This is a genomic window from uncultured Proteiniphilum sp. (assembly GCF_937873925.1).
Lineage (GTDB): Bacteria > Bacteroidota > Bacteroidia > Bacteroidales > Dysgonomonadaceae > Proteiniphilum.
Genome location: NZ_CALNAT010000248.1, coordinates 20,502 through 41,635 on the forward strand (window position 1 = coordinate 20,502; position 21,134 = coordinate 41,635).

Here is a 21,134-nt window from a genome sequence, read left to right on the forward strand (position 1 = left end):
AAAAAGGAAACAAATGAAAATTGCGATTTATACTACAATGATCGTTGCAATGGTGATGATGACCTCCTGTTCCGAATATCTGGACGTCGTTCCCGACAATACGCTGAAACTGGAAAACATTTTTGCCACGAAAGACGATGCATACAATGCACTGGCCAAAATATACAACTACCTTCCCAATGATTGGGCCACGCACACGACAATGTGGGAGATGGGCGACGAATACATAGGGCGAATAGATGCTTCCGTCCAGAATAATAGCGGCAACCTGCTCGCGGAACGTATAATGCGTGGCTTGCAGGTAACGGGGAATCCCCTGTTAGGCAACTGGTCCGGTTCGGGTGGGGGCAAGCACTATTATCAGGCAATCCGCTCCACCAATGTTTTTCTGGATTACATAGTAAATACCCGCAACCTGACTGAGACAGAACGAGCCGATTGGATCGCACAGGCCACTTTTCTCAAAGCATATTACCATTTTCTGTTGCTGCAGAAATATGGGCCAATTATTATTTCCGACAAAGCAGTGCAACCCGACGCTACGTCTGATGAACTGTTTCATTCGCGTTCGAAAGTGGAAGAGTGCTTCGACTACATCATTCGCCTGATGGACGAAGCTATCCCCAACTTGACGGAGAGAGCCGAGGAAAACAACCTGGGGCAGATAGACCAGATTGCTGCCAAAGCCATCAAGGCACGCGTGCTATATTTTAGGGCAAGCCCGTTTTATAGTGGCAACAAAGAGTTTTTCGGAGACTTTTACGATCCGGTCGACGGAGAGCCGTTCTTTCCCGTTAACGATTCAGCAGAACGTACCAAAGAAAAATGGCATGATGCTCTTAATGCTATCAATGCAGCTATAGAAACAGCCGTACTAAACGGTAAGGGACTGTATGAATATACCAAGGAAGTGTACGTCAAAGACCGCAATTTTTATGCACTTAATCCCGAGAGGATGAAAACCTACTATGACTTACGGATGGTCATCACCGATCCGTGGAACAAGGAGTTACTGTGGGCTCATTCGAATGTTGACATATACAATCAGGGCGAATTGGCACATTCTACCAACATAAGGCTGCCGGCAGGTTTTGAAGGCGATGTAAACGCCTCGGGCTTTTCCTGGCAATGGATGGCGGCAACCTATCAGATGGCCGAACGGTATTACACGGCAAACGGGCTTCCTATTGAAGAAGACCTTACCTTCAACTACAATTCCCGGCACGATTTATACATGACACCCGGTGTTGAAGATCCCGACTACTCGGCAATCGCCGGCCTGATGCAACCCAATCAGCCTACCATTAACCTGTATATGAACCGCGAAATGCGTTTTTATGCAAATCTGGGTGTCACCGGCGGATATTTCCGCTCACACTTTGAGATAATACCCGTTTACATGATGCAGGGTACCAACGGAGGATATAATCCGAGCGTAAACTCCACCGATTTCTTCTGTACAGGTATAGGCCTACAGAAGCTTGTGCATCCCGAATCGAGGTCGTCAAACTGGCAGCGTCAGGTCAAGTTTCCATACCCGATAATGCGTATGGCCGACCTATACCTTATGAAAGCGGAAGTGCTGAACGAAATAAAAACACAACCCGACCAGGAAGTATGGGATGCCATCAATCTGGTGCGCACAAGGGCAGGTATCCCTAAAGTGGAGGATGTGTGGTCGAATTCGCTATTGGCGCGTACGGTTAACAAACACCGGACCCAAGCGGGCATGCGTGACATCATTCTTGACGAAAGAAGTTCAGAACTGGCTTTCGAAGGTATTCACTATTGGGACATGGTACGTCATAAAAGAGCCCATACGGAATTCTCTCTTCCCATACAAGGATGGAACTACAAGGGAACCACCCCTTCCACTTTCTTTGTGCTGGGCGTAGTGCAGGCCCGAAGGTTCACCATCAGGGATTACCTTTGGCCAATTGACCTGAACGAGATGAATACGAATGGCAAACTGACCCAGAATCCGGGATGGTAATAATTGATTTATTTTTAATTATAATATATATATGAAGATGAAAATATATAAGTGGATATGGGCGCTGGCTATTATGTTAGGCATCTGCGCTTGTGAGGAAGGTTCAAGATTCCAGTCATCGGAGAGTGATTCCACCCCTCCCGGTAAACCGGCCATCATCAGATGGGAGCCGCTTTACGGGGGTGCAAGGTTTTTCTATACTATCCCGGCCGATGAAGATTTGCTTAGTGTCAATGCCGAATATACCAATGATAAGGGGAAAACATTCTATTTCACCTCGTCGTTCTATACTGATTCGCTCGACGTAATCGGGCTGGGCAGTACCGATTCAAAGAGCATAAAGCTCTATAGCGTAGACCGCGCAGGTAACCGTTCGGAAACAGTTTCGGTTGAAATCACACCGCTTGAGCCTTCCATCACCAGGGTTGCCAGAACCCTTGCTGTAAAACCGGGATTCAGCTCGTTCCTTGTTGATTGGGTGAATGAATTGAACCAGTTGATAAATGTGTATGTGTCATTTAAGTATACCCAAAATGGGCAATTGCGAGACATTGTTTCGGTTTTTTCGTCAAACATGCTGAAAGAGCGTAGATTTATACAAGACTTAGATCTTGCATCTACAGAGCCTGTAGAAGTGAGCGTACGTGTAGAAGATCATTACGGGAACTCAACTGAAGACATTCCTTTCGGGGAAATATTCCTGCTGGAAGACAATGAACTTGACAAGTCGATGTGGGTGATCCCAAATGCCAACGATTCTACGGTGACTATAAAGGGCAAGGTCATTAATACCGGCGTGCCTGCCATGTTCGGCGATAACCTCGAAGGACGCATGTCGAAGCTGATAGACGGCATTATCGACAGGGGCGACAATCTCAACTTTTTTCATACCGGAAGCCGTGGGCGAACAGGATTTTCACGTGACGGAAACATGCCCTGGAATATTATTATTGACCTGGGAGATTACTATCAGCTTAGCAGGGTCATCACCGTGCAGCGGCATTCCGGCGGACTTGCCAATATCGAACGCGGACAATACTACCGTGCTGAAAACTGCGGTGAATTCCGCCTGTATGTTTTCAACGAGCAAACCGAAAGATGGGATTCGCTCACTACACAGCGGACTCCAATCCCGCAGGGCGTCAGCGACCTCCAGATAGTGAAAATGGGCGAAGCCGGTGATATGGCATACTTTTATCCCGACGACCCGCAATACACACAACCAACGCGCTGGTTCAGGTATGAAGGGTTGTACTGTTTCGACGATAACTATTCGTCGACCGGTGCCAATTGTATGTCGGAATTAACGCTTTTCGGAAAAAAAGCAAATTAGCAATACTTTAAACTAAAAAGTTATGAGACATTTATCACTTACACTTTTGTCTATAGTAATGTTGGTTCTGGCATCATGCGATGATCAATATGACAATATAAAAAATTACGCGGGGGAAATAATTTATCCCGCTGGTTTCGACACCATAATCGGGTATATAGGTTACGAAAGGGTTGAAATCGACCTGATGAAAGCAGGGCGCGTACCTTCCAGCCAGCTTAAGCTGGGGAAGGCGTCCAAAACCGTGGTGGAGTATGATGGAGAAAAGCATTATATCGACTCGGTATGTTCTTGGGTGAATGTGACCGGACTGACAGAGACCAAACTGTACCGCTTCTACGTTTACACCGAAGATGATTACGGCAACAAGTCGGTACCCCAGGAAATAGCCTTGATCCCTTTTACAAAGCTAGACAGGGAACTGATGGGTATCGCCTCTCCGAAGCTGGTCATCTCACCCTCGGCAATGGTAGTGGAATGGCCGAACGGATTAAACTCGGTAGTGATGGAATACAACAGCCTGTCATATAAATATACCGACAAGGACGGCGCCGTGCAGCGCGGCGAGGTAACCACCCCCCGCTTCTATTGCGGCAATCTGGCAGCAGGTGAAGAATTGACGCTTGATGTAGATTACAAGGTCGTTCCCATACTGAGCGACGGGACAAAGATTCTTGATACTGTAATAGTGTCGAAGCAGCTGGTAATCAATATACCTACGCGCGATACACAGTTTTCACCCTCCGAAACAGCTGTATTGCAGGCTAACGGCATCACCACCTTCACGGCTAAGGCAGTAGAGAATATCACAAGCCTGACTTATCCCCTTCATACTGCAACCTTATCCGACTTGTTCTACTTTCCTAACCTGAGATCGCTTGATCTTACCGGCGCCGGTCTGGCAAATGTTCTTCCCACGCTGGAGTATAACCGTAATGGAGTGAAAAGTCGAAGTGGCGGCGGGTCCTGGCAACCGTTTATGCTTCGTGTTGAAAAACCAGCCGACATAAGTATATCGAGCATAGCTTCTTTAAAAGATATCCTCGAATCGGGACAGTTACAACATATCCGTTATATTCCTAAATCGATGGGGCTTGACAATATTCTGGCGCCTTACGTGGAAACCGGTGTGGTAGAACTTGTTCAGGATAACGATCCTTTGTATCCTGAAACTGTATTCATTGAACCTCAGTTTTTTGTGAAAGGACAAGTAGTAGACAATAACTGGGAGATGTATAACTACTACTCGGGTGCCTTTTTGCCCAGAAGCGGTTTTACCGATATAGGCAAGTTCGATCCGCAAAATGAGACAGTGAATGGTCAACCTGTTGATTTGCACCTTGAGCAACTGATACAAAGCGATGGAAGTAATATATACAAGAGCGTTATCCGCATGAGGAGCGGTTCGTTTGCCATGTGTCTCCCCAAAGAGTACCGGTACGATAACCAACGTTATAAGAAATTGCGATTCAAAATGTTTTGCGGAACCGAGGCATCTATCATGGCGGGCAGTAATAATGTTTTCCTTCAACCCTGGATCCGGCCTATGAATTATATGTGGAACTTCGGTAACAACAGCATTTACGGACAGCAAAACTGGGATGTATCACAGTCACAGCAAAACTGGATACAGACGAATCAGATACAGAACGAATGGAGAGAATACGTCATCGATATGACTCCTAACGATGGCGGAGACAATTCGAACCGCAGAAACAGGGTAATCGTGTTTAACATCGGTCATGAACCCAGCTCTTTTACCTATGACGCTAATAAGCAGGTTGTAATTTACGTGGCAGACATCAGGTTCACAAAAAACTAAAATAAGGCGAGAACCCACCCCGATTGCTATATCTTTTTCGGATAAGTAATTTGGATAATGTGGAGAATTGTATTTTATGAAAAACGGCAGGCTTTCGATTTCGAAAGCCTGCCGTCGTTTTTAGGGATATGTTCGTTTGCCTCAACAGAATTGTTCCGTAAAATCAGTTATTTGCCCGCTATGACGTAGTTCAAGTAAGCCTGTCCCCGTTCATTTAGCTTCCTGCGAATGTTCTAAAAAAATGAAAATAGGTTGGAAAAATGACTATTTTTTCGTACTTTTGTTCAGTTTTGAAAGACAGGCGAAATATTTAATAAGTATCTGATTTACAGATATTTTTAATACATATTAAAAGAGATGTCAGAAGAAGAGAAAAAAAATGCAAGCGGAAGCTATTCCGCACAAAATATTCAGGTGCTCGAAGGGCTTGAAGCAGTACGGAAACGTCCGGCAATGTATATCGGGGATGTAAGCGAAAAGGGGTTACACCATCTTGTGTATGAGGTAGTGGATAATTCCATTGACGAAGCGTTGGCCGGATACTGCACGGAAATCAATGTAATCATCAACGAAGACAACTCGGTGACGGTGAAAGATAACGGGCGGGGTATCCCGGTAGATTATCACGAAAAGGAAAAGAAATCGGCGCTTGAGGTGGTGCTCACCGTATTGCATGCAGGGGGTAAGTTCGACAAAGGTACGTACAAAGTGTCGGGCGGACTTCACGGAGTGGGTGTTTCCTGTGTGAATGCACTCTCTATCTATCTGAAAGCCGAGATCCATAGAAATGGCAAGATCTATGTACAGGAATATTCGAAGGGTAAACCCTTCGCCGATGTGAAAATTGTGGGAGAGACAAAAGAGACCGGAACCGTAATCACTTTCAAACCGGACGATTCTATCTTTACTACTCTGGAATACCGGTATGATATCTTGTCGACTCGTCTTCGCGAGCTGGCTTACCTGAATGCCGGTATTACGCTTACATTGACCGACAAACGGATCCTCAATGAGGAGGGCGCTTTTAAGACAGAACATTATTACTCCGAAACGGGACTGGAAGAGTTTGTCCGGTACATCGATAAAAATAAGGATTCACTTATTCAGGAGCCCATCCATATCGTTACCGAGAAAAGCGGTATTCCTATTGAGATTGCATTAACTTACAACGATACTTATATTGAGAATATCTTTTCCTATGTGAACAATATCAACACTGTTGAAGGCGGAACACACCTCACCGGTTTCAGACGCGGTCTTTCGCGTACACTGAAGAAGTATGCCGAAGACTCCAAGATGCTCGATAAGGTGAAAGTGGAGATCAGCGGCGACGATTTCCGCGAAGGAATCACAGCCGTGCTTTCAGTGAAAGTGGCCGAACCTCAGTTTGAAGGGCAGACCAAAACAAAACTGGGTAACAATGAGGTTCTGGGGGCCGTGGACCAGGCAATAGGGGAGGCTCTGAAATATTATCTGGAGGAGCATCCGAAGGAAGCCAGGGTGATTGTGGAGAAGGTGGTCCTGGCTGCTACAGCCCGTCAGGCTGCCCGTAAAGCGCGCGAGATGGTACAGCGTAAATCGCCCCTGTCGGGCGCGGGATTGCCCGGGAAGCTGGCCGATTGCTCCAGTAAAGACCCGGTGCAGAGTGAGATCTTTCTGGTGGAGGGTGATTCTGCCGGTGGTACAGCCAAGCAGGGACGTAACCGGATATTCCAGGCTATCCTGCCATTGCGCGGTAAAATTCTCAATGTGGAAAAAGCGATGCCGCATAAGGTGCTGGAAAGCGATGAGATCAAGAACATATATACCGCTTTAGGTGTTTCTATAGGAACCGAGGAAGATTCTAAAGAGCTCAATATACAGAAACTGAGGTATCATAAGATTATTCTGATGACGGACGCCGACGTGGACGGCAGCCATATAGATACCCTCATCCTTACTTTTTTCTTCCGCTATATGCGTCTGCTGATAGAAAACGGGTATGTCTATATTGCCACTCCGCCACTCTATCTTTGCAGGAAAGGTAAAATTGAGGAGTATTGCTATAACAATCAGCAGCGGCAGGCTTTTATCGACAAATATGCCGACGGTAACGAAAACGCCATCCATACGCAACGTTACAAAGGTCTTGGAGAGATGAATGCCGAACAGCTCTGGGCCACAACGATGAATCCGGAGAACCGTACGCTGAAACAGGTGACGATTGAAAATGCCGCCGATGCGGATATTATCTTCTCCATGCTGATGGGTGAAGAGGTAGCACCGCGCCGGGAGTTCATAGAAGAGAATGCCACCTATGCCAATATCGATGCATAAGTGATGCGGGCATAGTGCTATCAGCCGAAACGGGGGTTGTTTAATTTTACCCGTTTTCAAATCAAAATCAGATGAAGCGACCTCCGTCACTGCAGTTCAACGATAGAGCCGTCATCCTTTCTCCTGCGGGAAAAATTGACGGGTACGTCGTGCAGGACGCAGCGGCTATGCTGGAGAGTTGGGGGCTTCGTCCGGAAATCAGCGAAAACGCCTTGTGCGATGCAGGGCGATTCAGCGGTTCGATAGAGCAGCGGCTTTCCGATCTGCAAAAGGCATTCGACGATCCGGCTGTGAGGCTTGTCCTCTGCTCCCGTGGCGGTTACGGAACAGCGCATCTGCTCGGGGAATTGAATTTTTCGGGGATCAAAAGAAATCCGAAATGGGTAGTCGGTTATAGCGATATAACTATCCTTCATGCAGCACTACAAGCCCATGGCATAGCTTCCCTTCACGGGCCGATGGCACAACATTTTTCGGATGAAGGAGCGGAAGATATAGCGGTACGTTATACAAAAATTATTCTGGCCGGGCAACCTGTGAGTTATCATATTCCTGTGGGAGACAGCCGCCTTTTGAATCGGGAAGGGAGTGCTGTGGGAAGGGTGTTCGGCGGAAATCTGTCGGTTTTCTGCGGTTTGCTGGGGACTAAATACGCGAGGATCCCCCGCGGAGGTATATTGTTTATAGAGGATATCGGCGAAGCGCCTTACCGTGTGGACCGGATGATATATCAACTGGAACTTGCCGGTGTATTCAGGAGAATCGGCGGTTTGATTGTCGGCCGGTTCACCGGTTACGAGGAGGACAGCCAGATGTATTTCCCATTGCAGGAGTCCATCCGGGAGGCGGTCAATGGATATGATTTCCCTCTATGTTTCAATTTTCCGGTGGGACATGTCCGGCTGAACTTTCCGCTGATCATGGGCGCAACGGCCGTATTGACAGTAGAGGAAGAATTTATTTCATTCAGACAATAAAAACTATCATAAGATGACGATCAGTCCTGAATTATTATTATTAGTAGGATCCATCCTGTTTTTTATCAGCATGTTGATAGGGAAAGCGGGCCACCGTTTCGGTGTTCCCATATTGTTGCTTTTCCTTGTGGTGGGAATGGTTTTCGGATCCGATGGATTTGGTTTGGTTTTTGAGAATGTGCAGACTGCGCAAACGATCGGTACTATCTGTCTGACCGTTATCCTCTTTTCCGGCGGATTGGACACCAAATTCTCGGAGATAAGGCCGGTTATCTGGCCCGGGGTGATGCTTGCTACTTTAGGGGTGTTTATTACAGCCGTTATTACCGGCCTGTTCACTTACTGGTTGTCGGGGCATATGTTCCCCTCCTTGGGAATCAGCCTGTTGACAGCCATGCTGCTGGCATCTACTTTCTCATCGACCGATTCGGCGTCGGTATTCGGGATACTGCGTTCTAAAGGATTGTCTCTTAAGAACAACCTGAGGCCGTTGCTGGAGCTGGAGAGTGGAAGCAACGACCCGATGGCGTATATGCTCACCATAATCTTTATGGGTATCATTCAATCAGGAAGCGACCCCAATATCGGTATGGTAATCCTTACCATCCTGATACAACTGGTAGTGGGTGCGGGAATGGGATATCTGCTGGGAAGAGGAGCGGTGGCCATCATCAACCGTATCCGTATGGATAACAGTTCTTTCTATCCTATTCTTTTATTGACCCTGGGCATATTTATCTTTGCAGCTACTTACTATCTGAAAGGGAACGGATACCTTGCCGTTTATATTGCCGGACTGGTAATCGGTAACTCTAAATTCTCGCATAAGCGGACTTCCATGAAATTTATAGATGGGGTGGCCTGGATGGGACAGATATTGCTCTTCCTTACACTCGGGTTGCTTGTCAACCCCGGTGAATTGATCGAAGTGATTGTTCCGGCGATGATCATCTCCGTCTTCCTGATCTTTATCGGGCGCCCGTTGACTGTATTTCTTACACTTATTCCGTTTCGTAAAATCGGTTTTAAGGATAATCTCTATATTTCATGGGTGGGGCTGAGAGGAGCGGTACCCATCATTTTTGCCATTTTGCCGCTGGCTGCCGGAATTCCGGATGCACGATGGATCTTTAATATTGTTTTCGTGATCACCATTGTCTCCCTCCTTGTGCAGGGAACTTCTTTGCCTATAGTGGCAAAATGGTTGAAGCTGGCCGAAAAACCACAGAGATATAAAGCATTTGAGGATTTTGACGTGGAGTTTGCCGAAGAGATCAAATCGGCTATGACGGAAATACTGATCACTGAAGAGACGTTACAATATGGGAAGAATTTGATAGAAATGCCTTTGCCTGACAAGACACTGGTGGTTATGGTGAAACGGGGAGACCGATATTTTGTGCCTACCGGGCAAACCGAATTGCATGCAGGGGATAAATTGCTGGTCATCTCCGACGATGAAGAGGCGCTGAGAGAGACTTATCAAAATATAGGAATTTCGAATTTTTCTTATCAGAGGAATCAATAATGATTTGATAATGAGCCAATGTGACTAATGTGAGATATGTGGATTTGATAATGAGAAATTAATTGTAGATATGAGCTGCTAATCAACACATCAGTAAATCTACTAATCAAATATTCTCTTAGGTTTTGATTCTTGGCTCTGAAAATAGACAAACTATATGAAACAAGCGGGCAGTCTTTTCCTGTTGATTTTGTTGATGACCGGAGGGTTGTTTTCCCTATCGTGTAATTCCTGTCAGTCCAATAAAAATATGGCAGTAGCGGACCCGTACCGGCAAGTTTCTCCCGGATTCAATGCCGACAGCGCATACGCATTCGTGGAGAGACAGGTGAACTTTGGTCCCAGGATACCCGGGTCAGCAGCGCATAAAGCCTGCGGCGATTATTTAGCGGCAAAACTGGCCGGATTCGGAGCGCAGGTGACGGAACAAAAGGTGGATATCACCCATTACGATGGTAAGAATCTGCCGATACGTAATATTATCGGAAGCTATCACCCGGAAAGAGAGAAAAGAGTATTGCTCTTTGCCCATTGGGATACACGCCCCTTTGCCGATGAGGAGTCCGATGCCGGCAGGCAACTACAACCCATCGCAGGGGCTGATGACGGTGCGAGCGGGGTGGGAGTACTGTTAGAAATTGCCCGCAATCTGCAACAACATCCGGTGGAGGTGGGAATCGATATCATTTACTTCGATCTGGAAGATTGGGGACAACCTTCTTTTGATACCGATTGGGTACAGGGAGACTGGTGGTGTCTCGGTTCACAATACTGGTCGGAGCAACCGCATGTGGAGAATTACAAAGCAACTTACGGTATCCTGCTCGATATGGTGGGCGCTGCAAATGCCACTTTTCTGAAAGAGGGATACTCCATACAGCATGCATCGAATGTGGTGGAAAAGGTATGGGGTACTGCTGCAAAATTGGGATATGCCAACTATTTTCCACCGAAAAGCGGAGGATATATCACTGACGATCATTTGCCGGTGAACCGGCATCACCGGGCACCAAGCATTAATATAATCAATCTGAAGACCGATTCCCAGACGGGTTTTGCTCCACATTGGCATACCCACAGAGATGATATGCACAATATCGACAGGCACAGCCTCAGGGTAGCCGGGCAGACAGTGATGGAAGTGATTTATACAGAATTGGGAGAATAAGAGAGGAATATATTCCCCGAAAAGATAGAAAAAGTGATATGACTCAGACCATAGACGAAGTACAACAGGAGATTATTGACGAATTCAGTATATACGACGACTGGATGGATAAATATGCTGTTATTATCGAGCAGGGGAATGCCCTGCAACCGATCGATGAGAAATATAAAATACCCGAAAATATAATCGAGGGATGTCAGAGCCGTGTATGGTTGCAGACCGATTACCGCCAGGGGAAACTCTATTTTCAGGCGGAAAGCGACGCCATCATAGTGAAAGGATTGCTTGCACTGGTACTGCGGGTATTCAGCGGCCGCACCCCCGATGAGATCATCAACACCGATCTGCGCTTTATGAAAGAGATAGGCCTTACCGAACATCTTTCACCCACACGCTCCAACGGACTGCTCTCGGTGATCAAACAGATCCGTTTTTACGCCATCGCTTTTAAAGCCAAAGAGGAGAGGAACGGTTAATCCGTCGGAAAAAGTGCAGCGGGTCTCCCCACTCCCCATAACCGATAGTATCTCCCACGCAGGCTATTCGTGCTGAGAGACAACTGTTGCAGTGGAAAGCATCTTCCTCGAGGCAGGGTTTATCTTCGTAAAGAAGGTAGTCTTTCCTGCGAATGGTGGGGGTCAGGTTCGGCATGATGACGTTGGCGCCGAACATCAATCCCTTTTCGCGTCCGAATTTGTCCAATACCTGCAGAGCTGTAGTGGAAGCGATGTTGACATCCTTTAGCAATATCCTCAACACGGCTATCATCCTCAACGTAACATTCAGCCGTTCTTCCCGGGGGATGGAATAAGCTTCACTCCGGTAGAACGGCGTTCCCGAATGTTCGATGAAAGGGCCTATCCCCATCATGTCCACCTCCATGTCCCGCAGGAAAAGAATATCACCCGCAATATCCTCATACGTTTGATAAGGTACGCCCACCATACTCCCTGAACCTAATTGAAACCCAATGTTTTTCAAAGACCTCAGGCAATCCAGCCGGGTTTCAAACCTGTGTTTCCCATCGTCCGGATGCCATTTTCCATATAATTCCCGAGAAGAAGTCTCCACGCGGAGAAGATAACGGTGGGCACCATTCCTGAAGAAGCGGCGGTAAGTATCTTCACTCTGCTCCCCGCAGGATAAGGTGATCCCCAGGTTGTACTGCGACTTGATCCGCTTCACTATCCTGCAGATAAAATCGATATGTTCTTTGCTTTGATTTTCTCCGGACTGGAGCACTAAGGAACCATAACGATTTTCATGGGCAAAGGCGGCTGTGTTAAGGATCTCTTCTTCACTAAGCCGAAAACGGCTTACTTTCTTATTGTCCTTTCTCAATCCGCAATAAAAACAATTTTTCCGGCATACGTTCGAAAACTCCACGAGCCCACGGAAATAGACCCCCCTGCCCACCTTTTCCCGTTTGACCTCCATCGCCAGGGATTGCAGAGCCTCCATCTCTTTCTTTGAACCCATTTTCAGGATAGGAACAATATCTTCCTTTTTCAGGGAAGGAGAAGAGAGTATGTCCATGATATCGCTTTGTATGCGTGTCTTTTCCATCCCTCAAATATAGTGAAAGCTGAGAGATAAACCAAACTTGTTTGAGTTTATCCGAAGCGCATCCTATATTATGGAAATTTACATATTTTCTTCTGAAAAAAGCTTGATGGGATTAATTATTCATTATCCGGGATAATTTTTTGTTAATCACCGTTTTTACTCATTTCTTCCGATCTTTTCCTGGCGGCATCGAGTATCCCTTCGAAGTGTTTTCCTATTTCATGTGTACGGAAATAATCGAGCCCGGCCTGGGTTGTACCGCCTTTGCTGGTGATATTTCGGATCAATTCTTCGATACTGTGCTTTTTCTGATTTTGGGCGAAATAGAGGGTGGTTCCCTGTGTGAGTTCCAGCAGGAGTTCGTCGAGAAGCGGTCCGGGGAGGTTGAATTCCTGCATTTTTTCCTTGAAGATCTGGATAAAGGAGAGGATGAAAGCAGGACCGCTGCCGAAGACGGCGGTGAACAGGTCGAAGCCGTTCTCTTCCAGTTGTACTGCTTTACCCAACTTTCCCAGCAGGCCAAAAATCTCTGTCGCATTTTCGTTTTCCGGTTGATTGGTGGCGAAAGCGGTCACCGATTTGCGGTAGGCCATGGCCAGGTTGGGCATGATACGCACGACCAATTGTTCTTTACCCAGATAACGCTCAATGAAAGCGATATTTCTTCCGGCAGCTGGAGAGACAATGGTCTTGCCCGCTCTGTCGCACGTTTTCAATTGTTCCAGAACGGCGGACAGATCTTGGGGCTTCACCATCAACCAGATCACATCCGCAAAAGCGGTCAGATCTTCCATCCTGCCGTAATAGGGTATATCCGCCTCTTTCCGGCTTCTGGCGAAGTAGGCGAACTCAATCTCTTCCTCCTCTTTCAAACCCTGATAAACCGCTTTGGCCAGATTGCCGAATCCTATAAAACCATGTTTCACTTGCATTAATTATTCTTTTAAAGAACTTACAACGTGGAAATAAGAAATAAGAAGAAAAAGTCTTGTGCTCTGTACATTTGTAAATCAACAAATTGTGACATAATCAACTTTTGAGTTCTAACTTCTGATTTTTCACTTTTCACTTTTAGTTTATTATTTTCTCACCTTCCCACCTGATCACCTTTCCACCTTCTTGCCAAACCGGGTGAACCGGATACGGTTGTGCATGGCATTGGTGATATAGCTGGCACGTTGACCGTTCACGATCCACATCTCTACGCCACGTTCCATGCATATTTCGGCCGCATGTACTTTGGACGACATGCCACCAGTGCCAAGTGAGGATTCTTTTTCTTCGATGTATTCCCTGATGGAGTTCAGATCGGACACTTCGTCAATAAGTTGTGCATCGGCATGCAGATGAGGGTTCCGGTCGAAAATACCGTCGATGTCAGAGACAAGGATGAGTAGATCCGCTTCAGTGATCACTGCCACCAGCGCCGAGAGTTTGTCGTTATCGCCCAGCACTATTTCTTCGATGGAGACGGTATCGTTCTCATTCACAATAGGAATGTAATCGACCTGCCAGAGCCGTTTAATGGTGTTACGCGTATTCTCATTGGCCACTGGATTTTCAAAGTCGCGGTAAGTCAGCAGTATCTGCGCAATATTCAGTCCGAACGTACTGAAGATGCTGTCGTATAACTCCATCAGTTTGGTCTGTCCGATGGCGGCCAACGCCTGTTTTGAGTCGACCCGCTTGTTAAACCCGTTGATCTCTACAAACTGTCTCGCAGTGGCAATTGCCCCTGATGAAACGATCACGATATCGTACTCCTCTTTCAACTCCACGATCTGCCGTGCCAGGCTTTCTATCACGGCGAATGATATCCGGTTCGTCCCTGCCGTGAGCGTGGAAGTGCCGATTTTTATGATCAGTTTTTTCTTCATACTCTATTTTCTGTCTTTCTTCTCTCGTCACTACACGGATTTTCTGTCCTCACCCGGCATAGTGCAAGTAAACTTGACTCTGTTCTCGTTCTTAAGAAAATTTCCTTTTCACTCTTTCCTATTCCCTGATCTGTCCGTTTCCATATACGAACCATTTGTTCGTCACTAATTCCTGCGCGCCCAACGGACCACGGAAGTGGAGTTTCTGCGTACTGATGGCGATCTCCGCGCCCACGCCGAGCTGTCCCCCGTCGGTGAAACGTGATGAAGCGTTGTGGTAGACCGCAGCACAGTCTACTTGTTGCATAAATTCAACGGCTTTCGTGGCATCGTGGGTGATGATCACTGCCGTGTGTCCGCCGGAATAGCAGTTGATCATATCAATGGCCTCTTCTATCCCATCCACGAGAGAGAGGTATAGTTTTGGCGCCAAGTATTCCTCGCAAAGCGTGGTGGCATCGTTCTCTTCCTTGATCCTGTTGCACAGGGCCGCTATTTCTTTGTTTCCCCACACCTCAATGCCTTTTTCCGTAAGGTGCGTCACCAGATCAGACAGTTTTTCTTCTAATTTGTCGATGTTTTTGTGCAGGAGCACCTTGTCAATAGCGTTGCATACGCTGATACGCTTTTTCCCGTTCAACACCAGCCGGATAGCCATTGCGAAATCGGAATTGTTATCCACATAGAGAAAATTATTGCCTCTGCCACTCACGATGACCGGTACCGAAGCATTCTCCTGCACAAAACGGATCAATCCTTCGCCACCCCGGGGAATAATGAGATCCACCCCATGACTGTTTTCTCTGATAAGGTGCTGTATTTCCTCGCGAGATAGATCGAGATATCGTATGTAATCCGGATTGGCATTTTGTTCCGCGAGCGCCTGTTGCCACAGTGCGGTGAGCAGCAGGTTGGTCTGGCGCGCTTCTTTACCCCCTCTCAGCAAAATACGGTTACCGGCCTTAAAGGCGGTCGCTGCCGCTTCGATGGTGACGTCGGGGCGTGATTCGTAAATGATCAGGATCGTTCCGAATGGTACCGTTTGATTGACAACGTGCAGCCTGTCTTCCCGGACGAATTCATAAAGGGTTTTCCCTTCCGGATCGGGTTGTGAGGCGACCTCCTCCAAAGAACGGATCATTCCGTCGATCTTTTTCTCATCCACCCTGAGCCGGTCTTTGATAGAATCATCCATATTGGGAAACGTGTGCATATCAGCCTTATTGGCCTCCATGATTTTCTCCCTGTTCGTTTCTAATAGCTGCGCGAGAGAGGATAAAACGCTATTTTTTAGTTTGACTTCCATATTTAATTTACATGAAAAGAGCATGAGAAAAGCTCTCATAAGAGAGCATAATAATTTGTGAAACAATCCTATGAAAAAGAACTATTCTATTAAGCCAAATGAGTAGAAAGCAAACTTGCTTGCATTATACCATGGCGAAGAATAATCTCATATAATTGAAAGTATTTTGGCTTCAAAGGTAGCAAATTATTCTCAAATCAGAGGTTTGTCTATTGTTTTATTATTGATGGAGTAGGGAGATCGCCTCCTTTTTCTCGTTAAGTTGCGTCACCTCGGGATCGTCGAGCCACTACTCTTAAGAAACAAAATTAATCCAAGTGTTCAGCTCATTTTTGAATGGAAAAAACGTTCTGGAGTGCTTGGTTCTAAGCATATTTATTTTACAGGAGTAAAAATATTAACATCATATAACTATCTGTTTGCAACATTTTCAGTCGCTTATACATCATATAATAAAAGGGCAGTCTTAGCAAAATAGCGTTTGTATGCCCGGGCAGGAGTCAAACAACGTTCGACGGCCGAAGGGGAGTCAATTGACTCCGTCGATTTTTCGAATTCTATGTACCAACAAAAATTAAATAATCCTATGAAACGAACATCAAAATCATTTTTCCACAAACTGATCACCTTTTTGCTATTTTCATTCGTTATTATTTCATGCGAAAGAATAGACTCCGATCTTATAGGAAATTGGACATTAACCGAAAGATCCTACCTGATAACGGCCAGTCAGGATTTTACCTTCAACGATCTGTTCGGAGAGCCTTGGCAGGGAACCATCTTTGTAGACGACGAAGAATTCAACATCTCGTCATTCACCTATCATTTCTATAATGTTTGGCCGACAAATCAATTCTGCTCCCGTTCCGGTGAGCTGGTTTTTACCTTTTTTGGCTCACAGTTAGAGATAGACTTAAATGGTGACTATTACATGATGGACTCGTATGAATTCGATATCGCATCGGGTATTCTTAATGCCGAAGGCATAGCAAACGGTAATGATAAATCTCTTCAAGTAAAAGTGAATGCAATCATGCCGAAAATTTCAATGAAAAAAGGAGAGCAAGCAGTGGTAAAGGTCGAGTCTCACCTCACTTCCTACACTAATCTTGAGTTTAAGAACGGAGGAAAACTACAAACCGACTATCTCATGGTGGATATTATGGACAGGTTATCGGGGAAGTGGAGCGTGAAAAACGACCGGATTACTCTCTCAGTTGAAAACCATGAGAATGATACGTATCAATATAATTTCAACGGCAACGAGTTAATCTTATCCAAAGACAACATTGCCGGAGATGAGATTCCTTTCCACCTATCTCCTTTCGCCGATAAATTAAGCAATATCACCTATCATGCGGTCTATACAATAGAGTAGATCCTCCCGAATAAGTTCCTCGTTTGTATTGTTTTATGTCGATCGGATCATTCCCTCTTCGAGTTGGGCGATGCCGACGGCTTCTTCTACATTGGCTCCAATGGAAGTTCCACTTCGTAACAGTCATCAATCAATGGACCCGGCATTCCGCCCGAAATAATGGATCAAATCTTCATCCCGCTCTTCACGACCAAAGAAAACGGCTCTGGCATAGGCTTAAGCCTTTCCCGGCAGATCATGAAAAACCACGGAGGGAGTATCGAGGCAACCTCTGCTCCGGGAAATACGCAATTTACACTGTATCTCTGAAGCATCCCGGCTCCACGGTGCCGCGCCTCACAACAAATAACTTATGAGATAACAGATCTTGTCCGGACATGGAGATTACATCTTGTGCGATTGCATTTTTTCTGTCAATTTAAACCCTTTCCGGTTTGCAAAGTCCAACTGCCGATGATTCAAAAAGAAACTTACACTCAATCTTTTAAAGCACTTTTCCGGAACCTGGTCCCCTTTGTAAAACCCTACAAAAGGATGATCGCCGGAACCCTTTTTCTTACGCTGGTCGGGTCGTTTGCCGCCCAGGTAAATCCCCTTTTGGTGAACGAAACGATCAACCGCGTGGAGGAGTTGCTCAAACAACCCGATCCGTTCGAAAACGGAATGCGGTTGTTGCTGATCATCTCCGCCATTATGCTTGCCAATGAGTTACTGAATATCGGCATCCAGTTCGGACAGAAATATTTTGGTGAGAAAATCCGTATCCGGGTGGGAAGCGATCTGTCACAGGCGGCGGTAGACAGGATACTGAGTTACAGGATGTCTTTTTTCTCTGAGCCGGGAAATCAGACTGGATTACTGCAAACGCGGATCAACAGAGGGATAGAGAGTCTTATCGGGTTGGTGCAAAATTTCTTTCTCGATATACTTCCCCTGTTCTCCACTGCCATTATCGCCCTTGTGGTGATGTATAATGCCAATCTCTATGTAGGATTGCTGGCGACGATCATTGTGCCGGCCTACTTCTATGTGAGCCAGCGACAGGCCGGACGGTTGAAAGGATGGCGTATCCAATTGCGCGGGCAACGCGAACGCAAGAACCACGGACTGATCAATATCATCGACTCCATCACGGTGATCAAAAGTTTTGTACGGGAAAAACCGGAAGGGAAGAAGCAATACGACGTGCAGATGGAGATGCTGAACAATCAGTTGCAGACCCGCCGGACAAGTTATGTGTACGAGAGCCTGAAATCGTTTATCCAGCAGATCGGGGTGGTGCTTATCATCATCCTCACGGTGTTCCTTGTGCTAGATGGACAGATGGGGATCGGCGCCATCATGATGCATATCATGCTTTTCCGGAACGTATCGGCTCCCATCAGCCAGTTGCATCGTATCTATGATCAGGTCAACGATGCCCTGATCTATGCCGACGGCTTTTTCGAAGTGCTTGCCAACGACGAAGCGGTGGAGGTAGGTGGTGACGTGAAGGCGGAGAATGTGCAGGGGGAATTTGAAGTACGTGATGTGACTTTCACCTATCCCAACGGGAAGCAAGCGCTTTCGGATGTGACCCTCTCCCTTGAAAAAGGAAAGACGACCGCTATCGTAGGATTGAGCGGTGCCGGTAAGAGCACGTTGATCAACCTGCTATGCAAATTTTATCAACCCGATAGTGGGGAGATACTTTTGGATGGGATTCCTCTGGAGGACTATGAGAACGGTTCGTTGCGGAACAATATAGGTCTGGTGTTGCAGAAGAACCATATCTTCAAGGGAACTATTTACGACAATATTCTTTACGGGAAGATCGAGGCTACACGGGAGGAAGTGATCGATGCTTCAAAAAGGGCTTTCCTGCATGATCAGGTACTTTTATTGCCCGACGGATACGATACCGATGCTTTCAACCTGAGCGGCGGCCAGCAACAGCGGATCGCCATCGCCCGGCTGTTCCTGAAGAATCCGCCCGTAATCTTCCTCGATGAGCCTACCGCGAGCCTCGACGCGATTGCTGCCGAGCATATCAAGATGAGTCTCGATGCCATTAAGGAAGGGCGTACGGTAGTAATTATCTCACACTCGCTATCGCAGATCGTGGATGCCGACGTGATCCATGTGTTAAAAGACGGGCGTTTGGTAGAAACCGGCTCGCATGAATCGCTCTACAAGCAGGATGGCGAGTACCGCAAGATATTCGACGCCTCCGCCCGCAGCCTCAACCTCAATAAGATGCTCGACACCCTTGCCGTTTGATACGGGAGCGCCCACGGGCATTGCCAGATAGCCGGGAATCCGCCCCGTCCCCCTAAAACCGCCAGTTTATTCCCGCGAAGTAATGCCGGGGCATGCCAGGGTAATAATAGCGCGGCTCGGCATTGCCAAACGCCAGCGCGTTGACCGTGAGCATGGGGGAGTAGCGCGTATTGGTAAGGTTGTTCATCCCGATAAAAAGTTCGAAACTGCCGGCGCCAGTGGTAGGGATAAGGTAGGTTATTTTCAGGTCGGTCAGGAAATACCCGTCGTTCTCGACCGTGTTGGCGTCGTCGATGTATTGGGGGCCGACGTGTTGCAGGTGCGCGTTTACCTGCAACGAGGGGAAGGGTTGCCATTGAACGGATTCCCGTGCAATACTCGAAGGCACCCCGGGGAGCCGGTTGCCGTTGTAGATATTCCCGTCGTCCTCAAAATCAATGAATTGATTACGCGAGTAAGTGTAGTTGGCGCTTAGGTGGAGACTGCCGGGAAAGGAGGACAGGTGGAATATCCGCTGTTGGAGCATCAGTTCCACGCCCGTGTGCCGGGTTTCCCCGGCGTTTATCCCGGTAAAGATGTCTTCAGTGGCCCGCTTGGTGACCAGCAGGTTATCCAGGTCGATCCGATACACCGATGCTTCCAGCCGGGTGGCGTTGTTGAACAGGTTGAGCCGGATACCCGCCTCGTACTGCATGCCCTGTTCCGGTTTAATAGATTCGTTAATATCCCCCTCGGGCAGCAGGGTCTCCTCGGGGGAGGGCATCGAGAAGCCGTGTCCGGAGGATGCGTAGAACGCCAGATGGGGCGAGGGCGCATAATTTACACCGATCCGGGGCGAGAAGATCAGGGGGAAAGAGCGGCTTCCGCTTTGGTCTCCGTTCGCGGGGAACTGGTCCGTGAGCCGGTAGTCGACCTTGTTCCACGCGCCGCCTACCGAGATATTCCACCGGTTGTCCGGCCGCCAGTAAACCATCCCGAACAGGTTGGTGTGGCCGCGCCTCTCCCGGTTCTTGTTGATCAGTTCGCCGTTCAGATCCATCTGCCATCGGTAGGCGTCACTCATCCATTCCAGTCCCAGCAGCGCGTTCCACCGGTCGGCGTGATAGGTAAGTTTGTTACGGATGCCGCCGCCGGAGGTGCCATCGTCCAGGTTGTTGAAGGGGCGCCGTTCGTAACTGTCGACCCACCTTCCGAAGAGGGTGAGGCGATTATTCCACCGGCTTGAAAGCCGGTTTGCCACTGTGATGCCACCGATCGCCCGCTGGTACTCCTTGTATCCTTTTATTTCGTTCCAGTTGGCGGCGGCTGCCCGGGGATTTGTCTCGTAAAGCGTCTTCCCGATAGAGCTGGGGATGTCTGCTTCGAGGTCTATCAGCAGCAATGTGTATTCCACCGTGTAAGCGGGTTGCTGCCATGATCCCGACGAGAGTAGTGAAGTACGTTTGTAATGGTTGTTTTCGCGGAAACCATCGGATTGCACGTGCGACAGATTTCCCCATAAACCGAGGTTCGCACCCCGGTAACTGCCCCCGGCTGCCGCCTTGGTAGTGTGGTAGCTCTCCTGTTGCAGAGATACCTGCGCGCGGTTCCGATCTATCGCGGGCGTGTACA

Annotated in this window: 15 protein-coding genes and 1 pseudogene; 11 read left to right on the top strand and 5 right to left on the bottom strand. The window is 47.4% G+C overall.

Annotated elements, in window-relative coordinates; genetic code table 11:
• Window positions 1–13: 13 nt before the first annotated feature.
• From Q0502_RS17495 to Q0502_RS17530, 8 genes are all read left to right on the top strand, one after another.
• Entirely contained in the window at window positions 14–1,993 is a 1,980-nt protein-coding gene (locus Q0502_RS17495; RefSeq protein ID WP_298653628.1) for a RagB/SusD family nutrient uptake outer membrane protein, read from the top strand.
• A gap of 31 nt (window positions 1,994–2,024) precedes the next feature.
• Window positions 2,025–3,326, top strand: coding sequence for a DUF4959 domain-containing protein (locus tag Q0502_RS17500; protein WP_298653630.1), 1,302 nt, complete (start codon window positions 2,025–2,027; stop codon window positions 3,324–3,326).
• A 22-nt stretch (window positions 3,327–3,348) separates the two neighbouring features.
• Complete coding sequence (locus tag Q0502_RS17505) at window positions 3,349–5,148, top strand: DUF4998 domain-containing protein (protein ID WP_298653632.1); 1,800 nt, start codon at window positions 3,349–3,351, stop codon at window positions 5,146–5,148.
• Window positions 5,149–5,505: 357 nt separating this feature from the next.
• Entirely contained in the window at window positions 5,506–7,464 is a 1,959-nt protein-coding gene (gene gyrB, locus Q0502_RS17510) for a DNA topoisomerase (ATP-hydrolyzing) subunit B (protein WP_298653634.1), read from the top strand.
• A gap of 71 nt (window positions 7,465–7,535) precedes the next feature.
• The gene (locus Q0502_RS17515) at window positions 7,536–8,441 is read left to right on the top strand and encodes an LD-carboxypeptidase (protein ID WP_298653636.1); all 906 of its coding nucleotides are present in this window, start codon (window positions 7,536–7,538) and stop codon (window positions 8,439–8,441) included.
• Window positions 8,442–8,454: 13 nt separating this feature from the next.
• Window positions 8,455–9,969, top strand: a complete 1,515-nt coding sequence (locus Q0502_RS17520; RefSeq protein WP_298653638.1) for a potassium/proton antiporter — start codon at window positions 8,455–8,457, stop codon at window positions 9,967–9,969.
• A gap of 157 nt (window positions 9,970–10,126) precedes the next feature.
• Window positions 10,127–11,137 carry a M28 family peptidase gene (locus Q0502_RS17525; protein WP_298653640.1) on the top strand — a complete coding sequence of 337 codons (1,011 nt, stop codon included), beginning with the start codon at window positions 10,127–10,129 and terminating at the stop codon, window positions 11,135–11,137.
• Between the two features lie 38 nt (window positions 11,138–11,175).
• Entirely contained in the window at window positions 11,176–11,613 is a 438-nt protein-coding gene (locus Q0502_RS17530; protein ID WP_298653642.1) for a SufE family protein, read from the top strand.
• Here Q0502_RS17530 and hydE read toward each other — a convergent pair.
• The 4 genes from hydE to Q0502_RS17550 all read right to left on the bottom strand — a co-directional run bounded on the left by hydE (window position 11,585) and on the right by Q0502_RS17550 (window position 15,886).
• Window positions 11,585–12,703 carry a [FeFe] hydrogenase H-cluster radical SAM maturase HydE gene (hydE, locus tag Q0502_RS17535; protein ID WP_298653644.1) on the bottom strand — a complete coding sequence of 373 codons (1,119 nt, stop codon included), beginning with the start codon at window positions 12,701–12,703 and terminating at the stop codon, window positions 11,585–11,587. The two genes, Q0502_RS17530 and hydE, sit on opposite strands and share 29 nt — an antisense overlap.
• A gap of 143 nt (window positions 12,704–12,846) precedes the next feature.
• The gene (locus Q0502_RS17540; RefSeq protein ID WP_298653646.1) at window positions 12,847–13,635 is read right to left on the bottom strand and encodes a pyrroline-5-carboxylate reductase dimerization domain-containing protein; all 789 of its coding nucleotides are present in this window, start codon (window positions 13,633–13,635) and stop codon (window positions 12,847–12,849) included.
• Between the two features lie 171 nt (window positions 13,636–13,806).
• Entirely contained in the window at window positions 13,807–14,580 is a 774-nt protein-coding gene (proB, locus tag Q0502_RS17545) for a glutamate 5-kinase (protein WP_298653648.1), read from the bottom strand.
• A 118-nt stretch (window positions 14,581–14,698) separates the two neighbouring features.
• Entirely contained in the window at window positions 14,699–15,886 is a 1,188-nt protein-coding gene (locus tag Q0502_RS17550; protein WP_298653650.1) for a glutamate-5-semialdehyde dehydrogenase, read from the bottom strand.
• Window positions 15,887–16,472: 586 nt separating this feature from the next.
• Between Q0502_RS17550 and Q0502_RS17555 the strand changes: the two genes are divergently transcribed.
• From Q0502_RS17555 to Q0502_RS17565, 3 genes and pseudogenes are all read left to right on the top strand, one after another.
• Window positions 16,473–17,264, top strand: a complete 792-nt coding sequence (locus Q0502_RS17555) for a lipocalin family protein (RefSeq protein WP_298653652.1) — start codon at window positions 16,473–16,475, stop codon at window positions 17,262–17,264.
• A gap of 132 nt (window positions 17,265–17,396) precedes the next feature.
• Window positions 17,397–17,573: pseudogene (locus tag Q0502_RS17560) on the top strand (ATP-binding protein); the annotation flags it as partial.
• Between the two features lie 144 nt (window positions 17,574–17,717).
• Entirely contained in the window at window positions 17,718–19,523 is a 1,806-nt protein-coding gene (locus tag Q0502_RS17565; protein ID WP_298653654.1) for an ABC transporter ATP-binding protein, read from the top strand.
• Window positions 19,524–19,575: 52 nt separating this feature from the next.
• Here Q0502_RS17565 and Q0502_RS17570 read toward each other — a convergent pair whose 3' ends face one another.
• Complete coding sequence (locus tag Q0502_RS17570; RefSeq protein ID WP_298653656.1) at window positions 19,576–21,003, bottom strand: TonB-dependent receptor; 1,428 nt, start codon at window positions 21,001–21,003, stop codon at window positions 19,576–19,578.
• Window positions 21,004–21,134 lie beyond the last annotated feature (131 nt).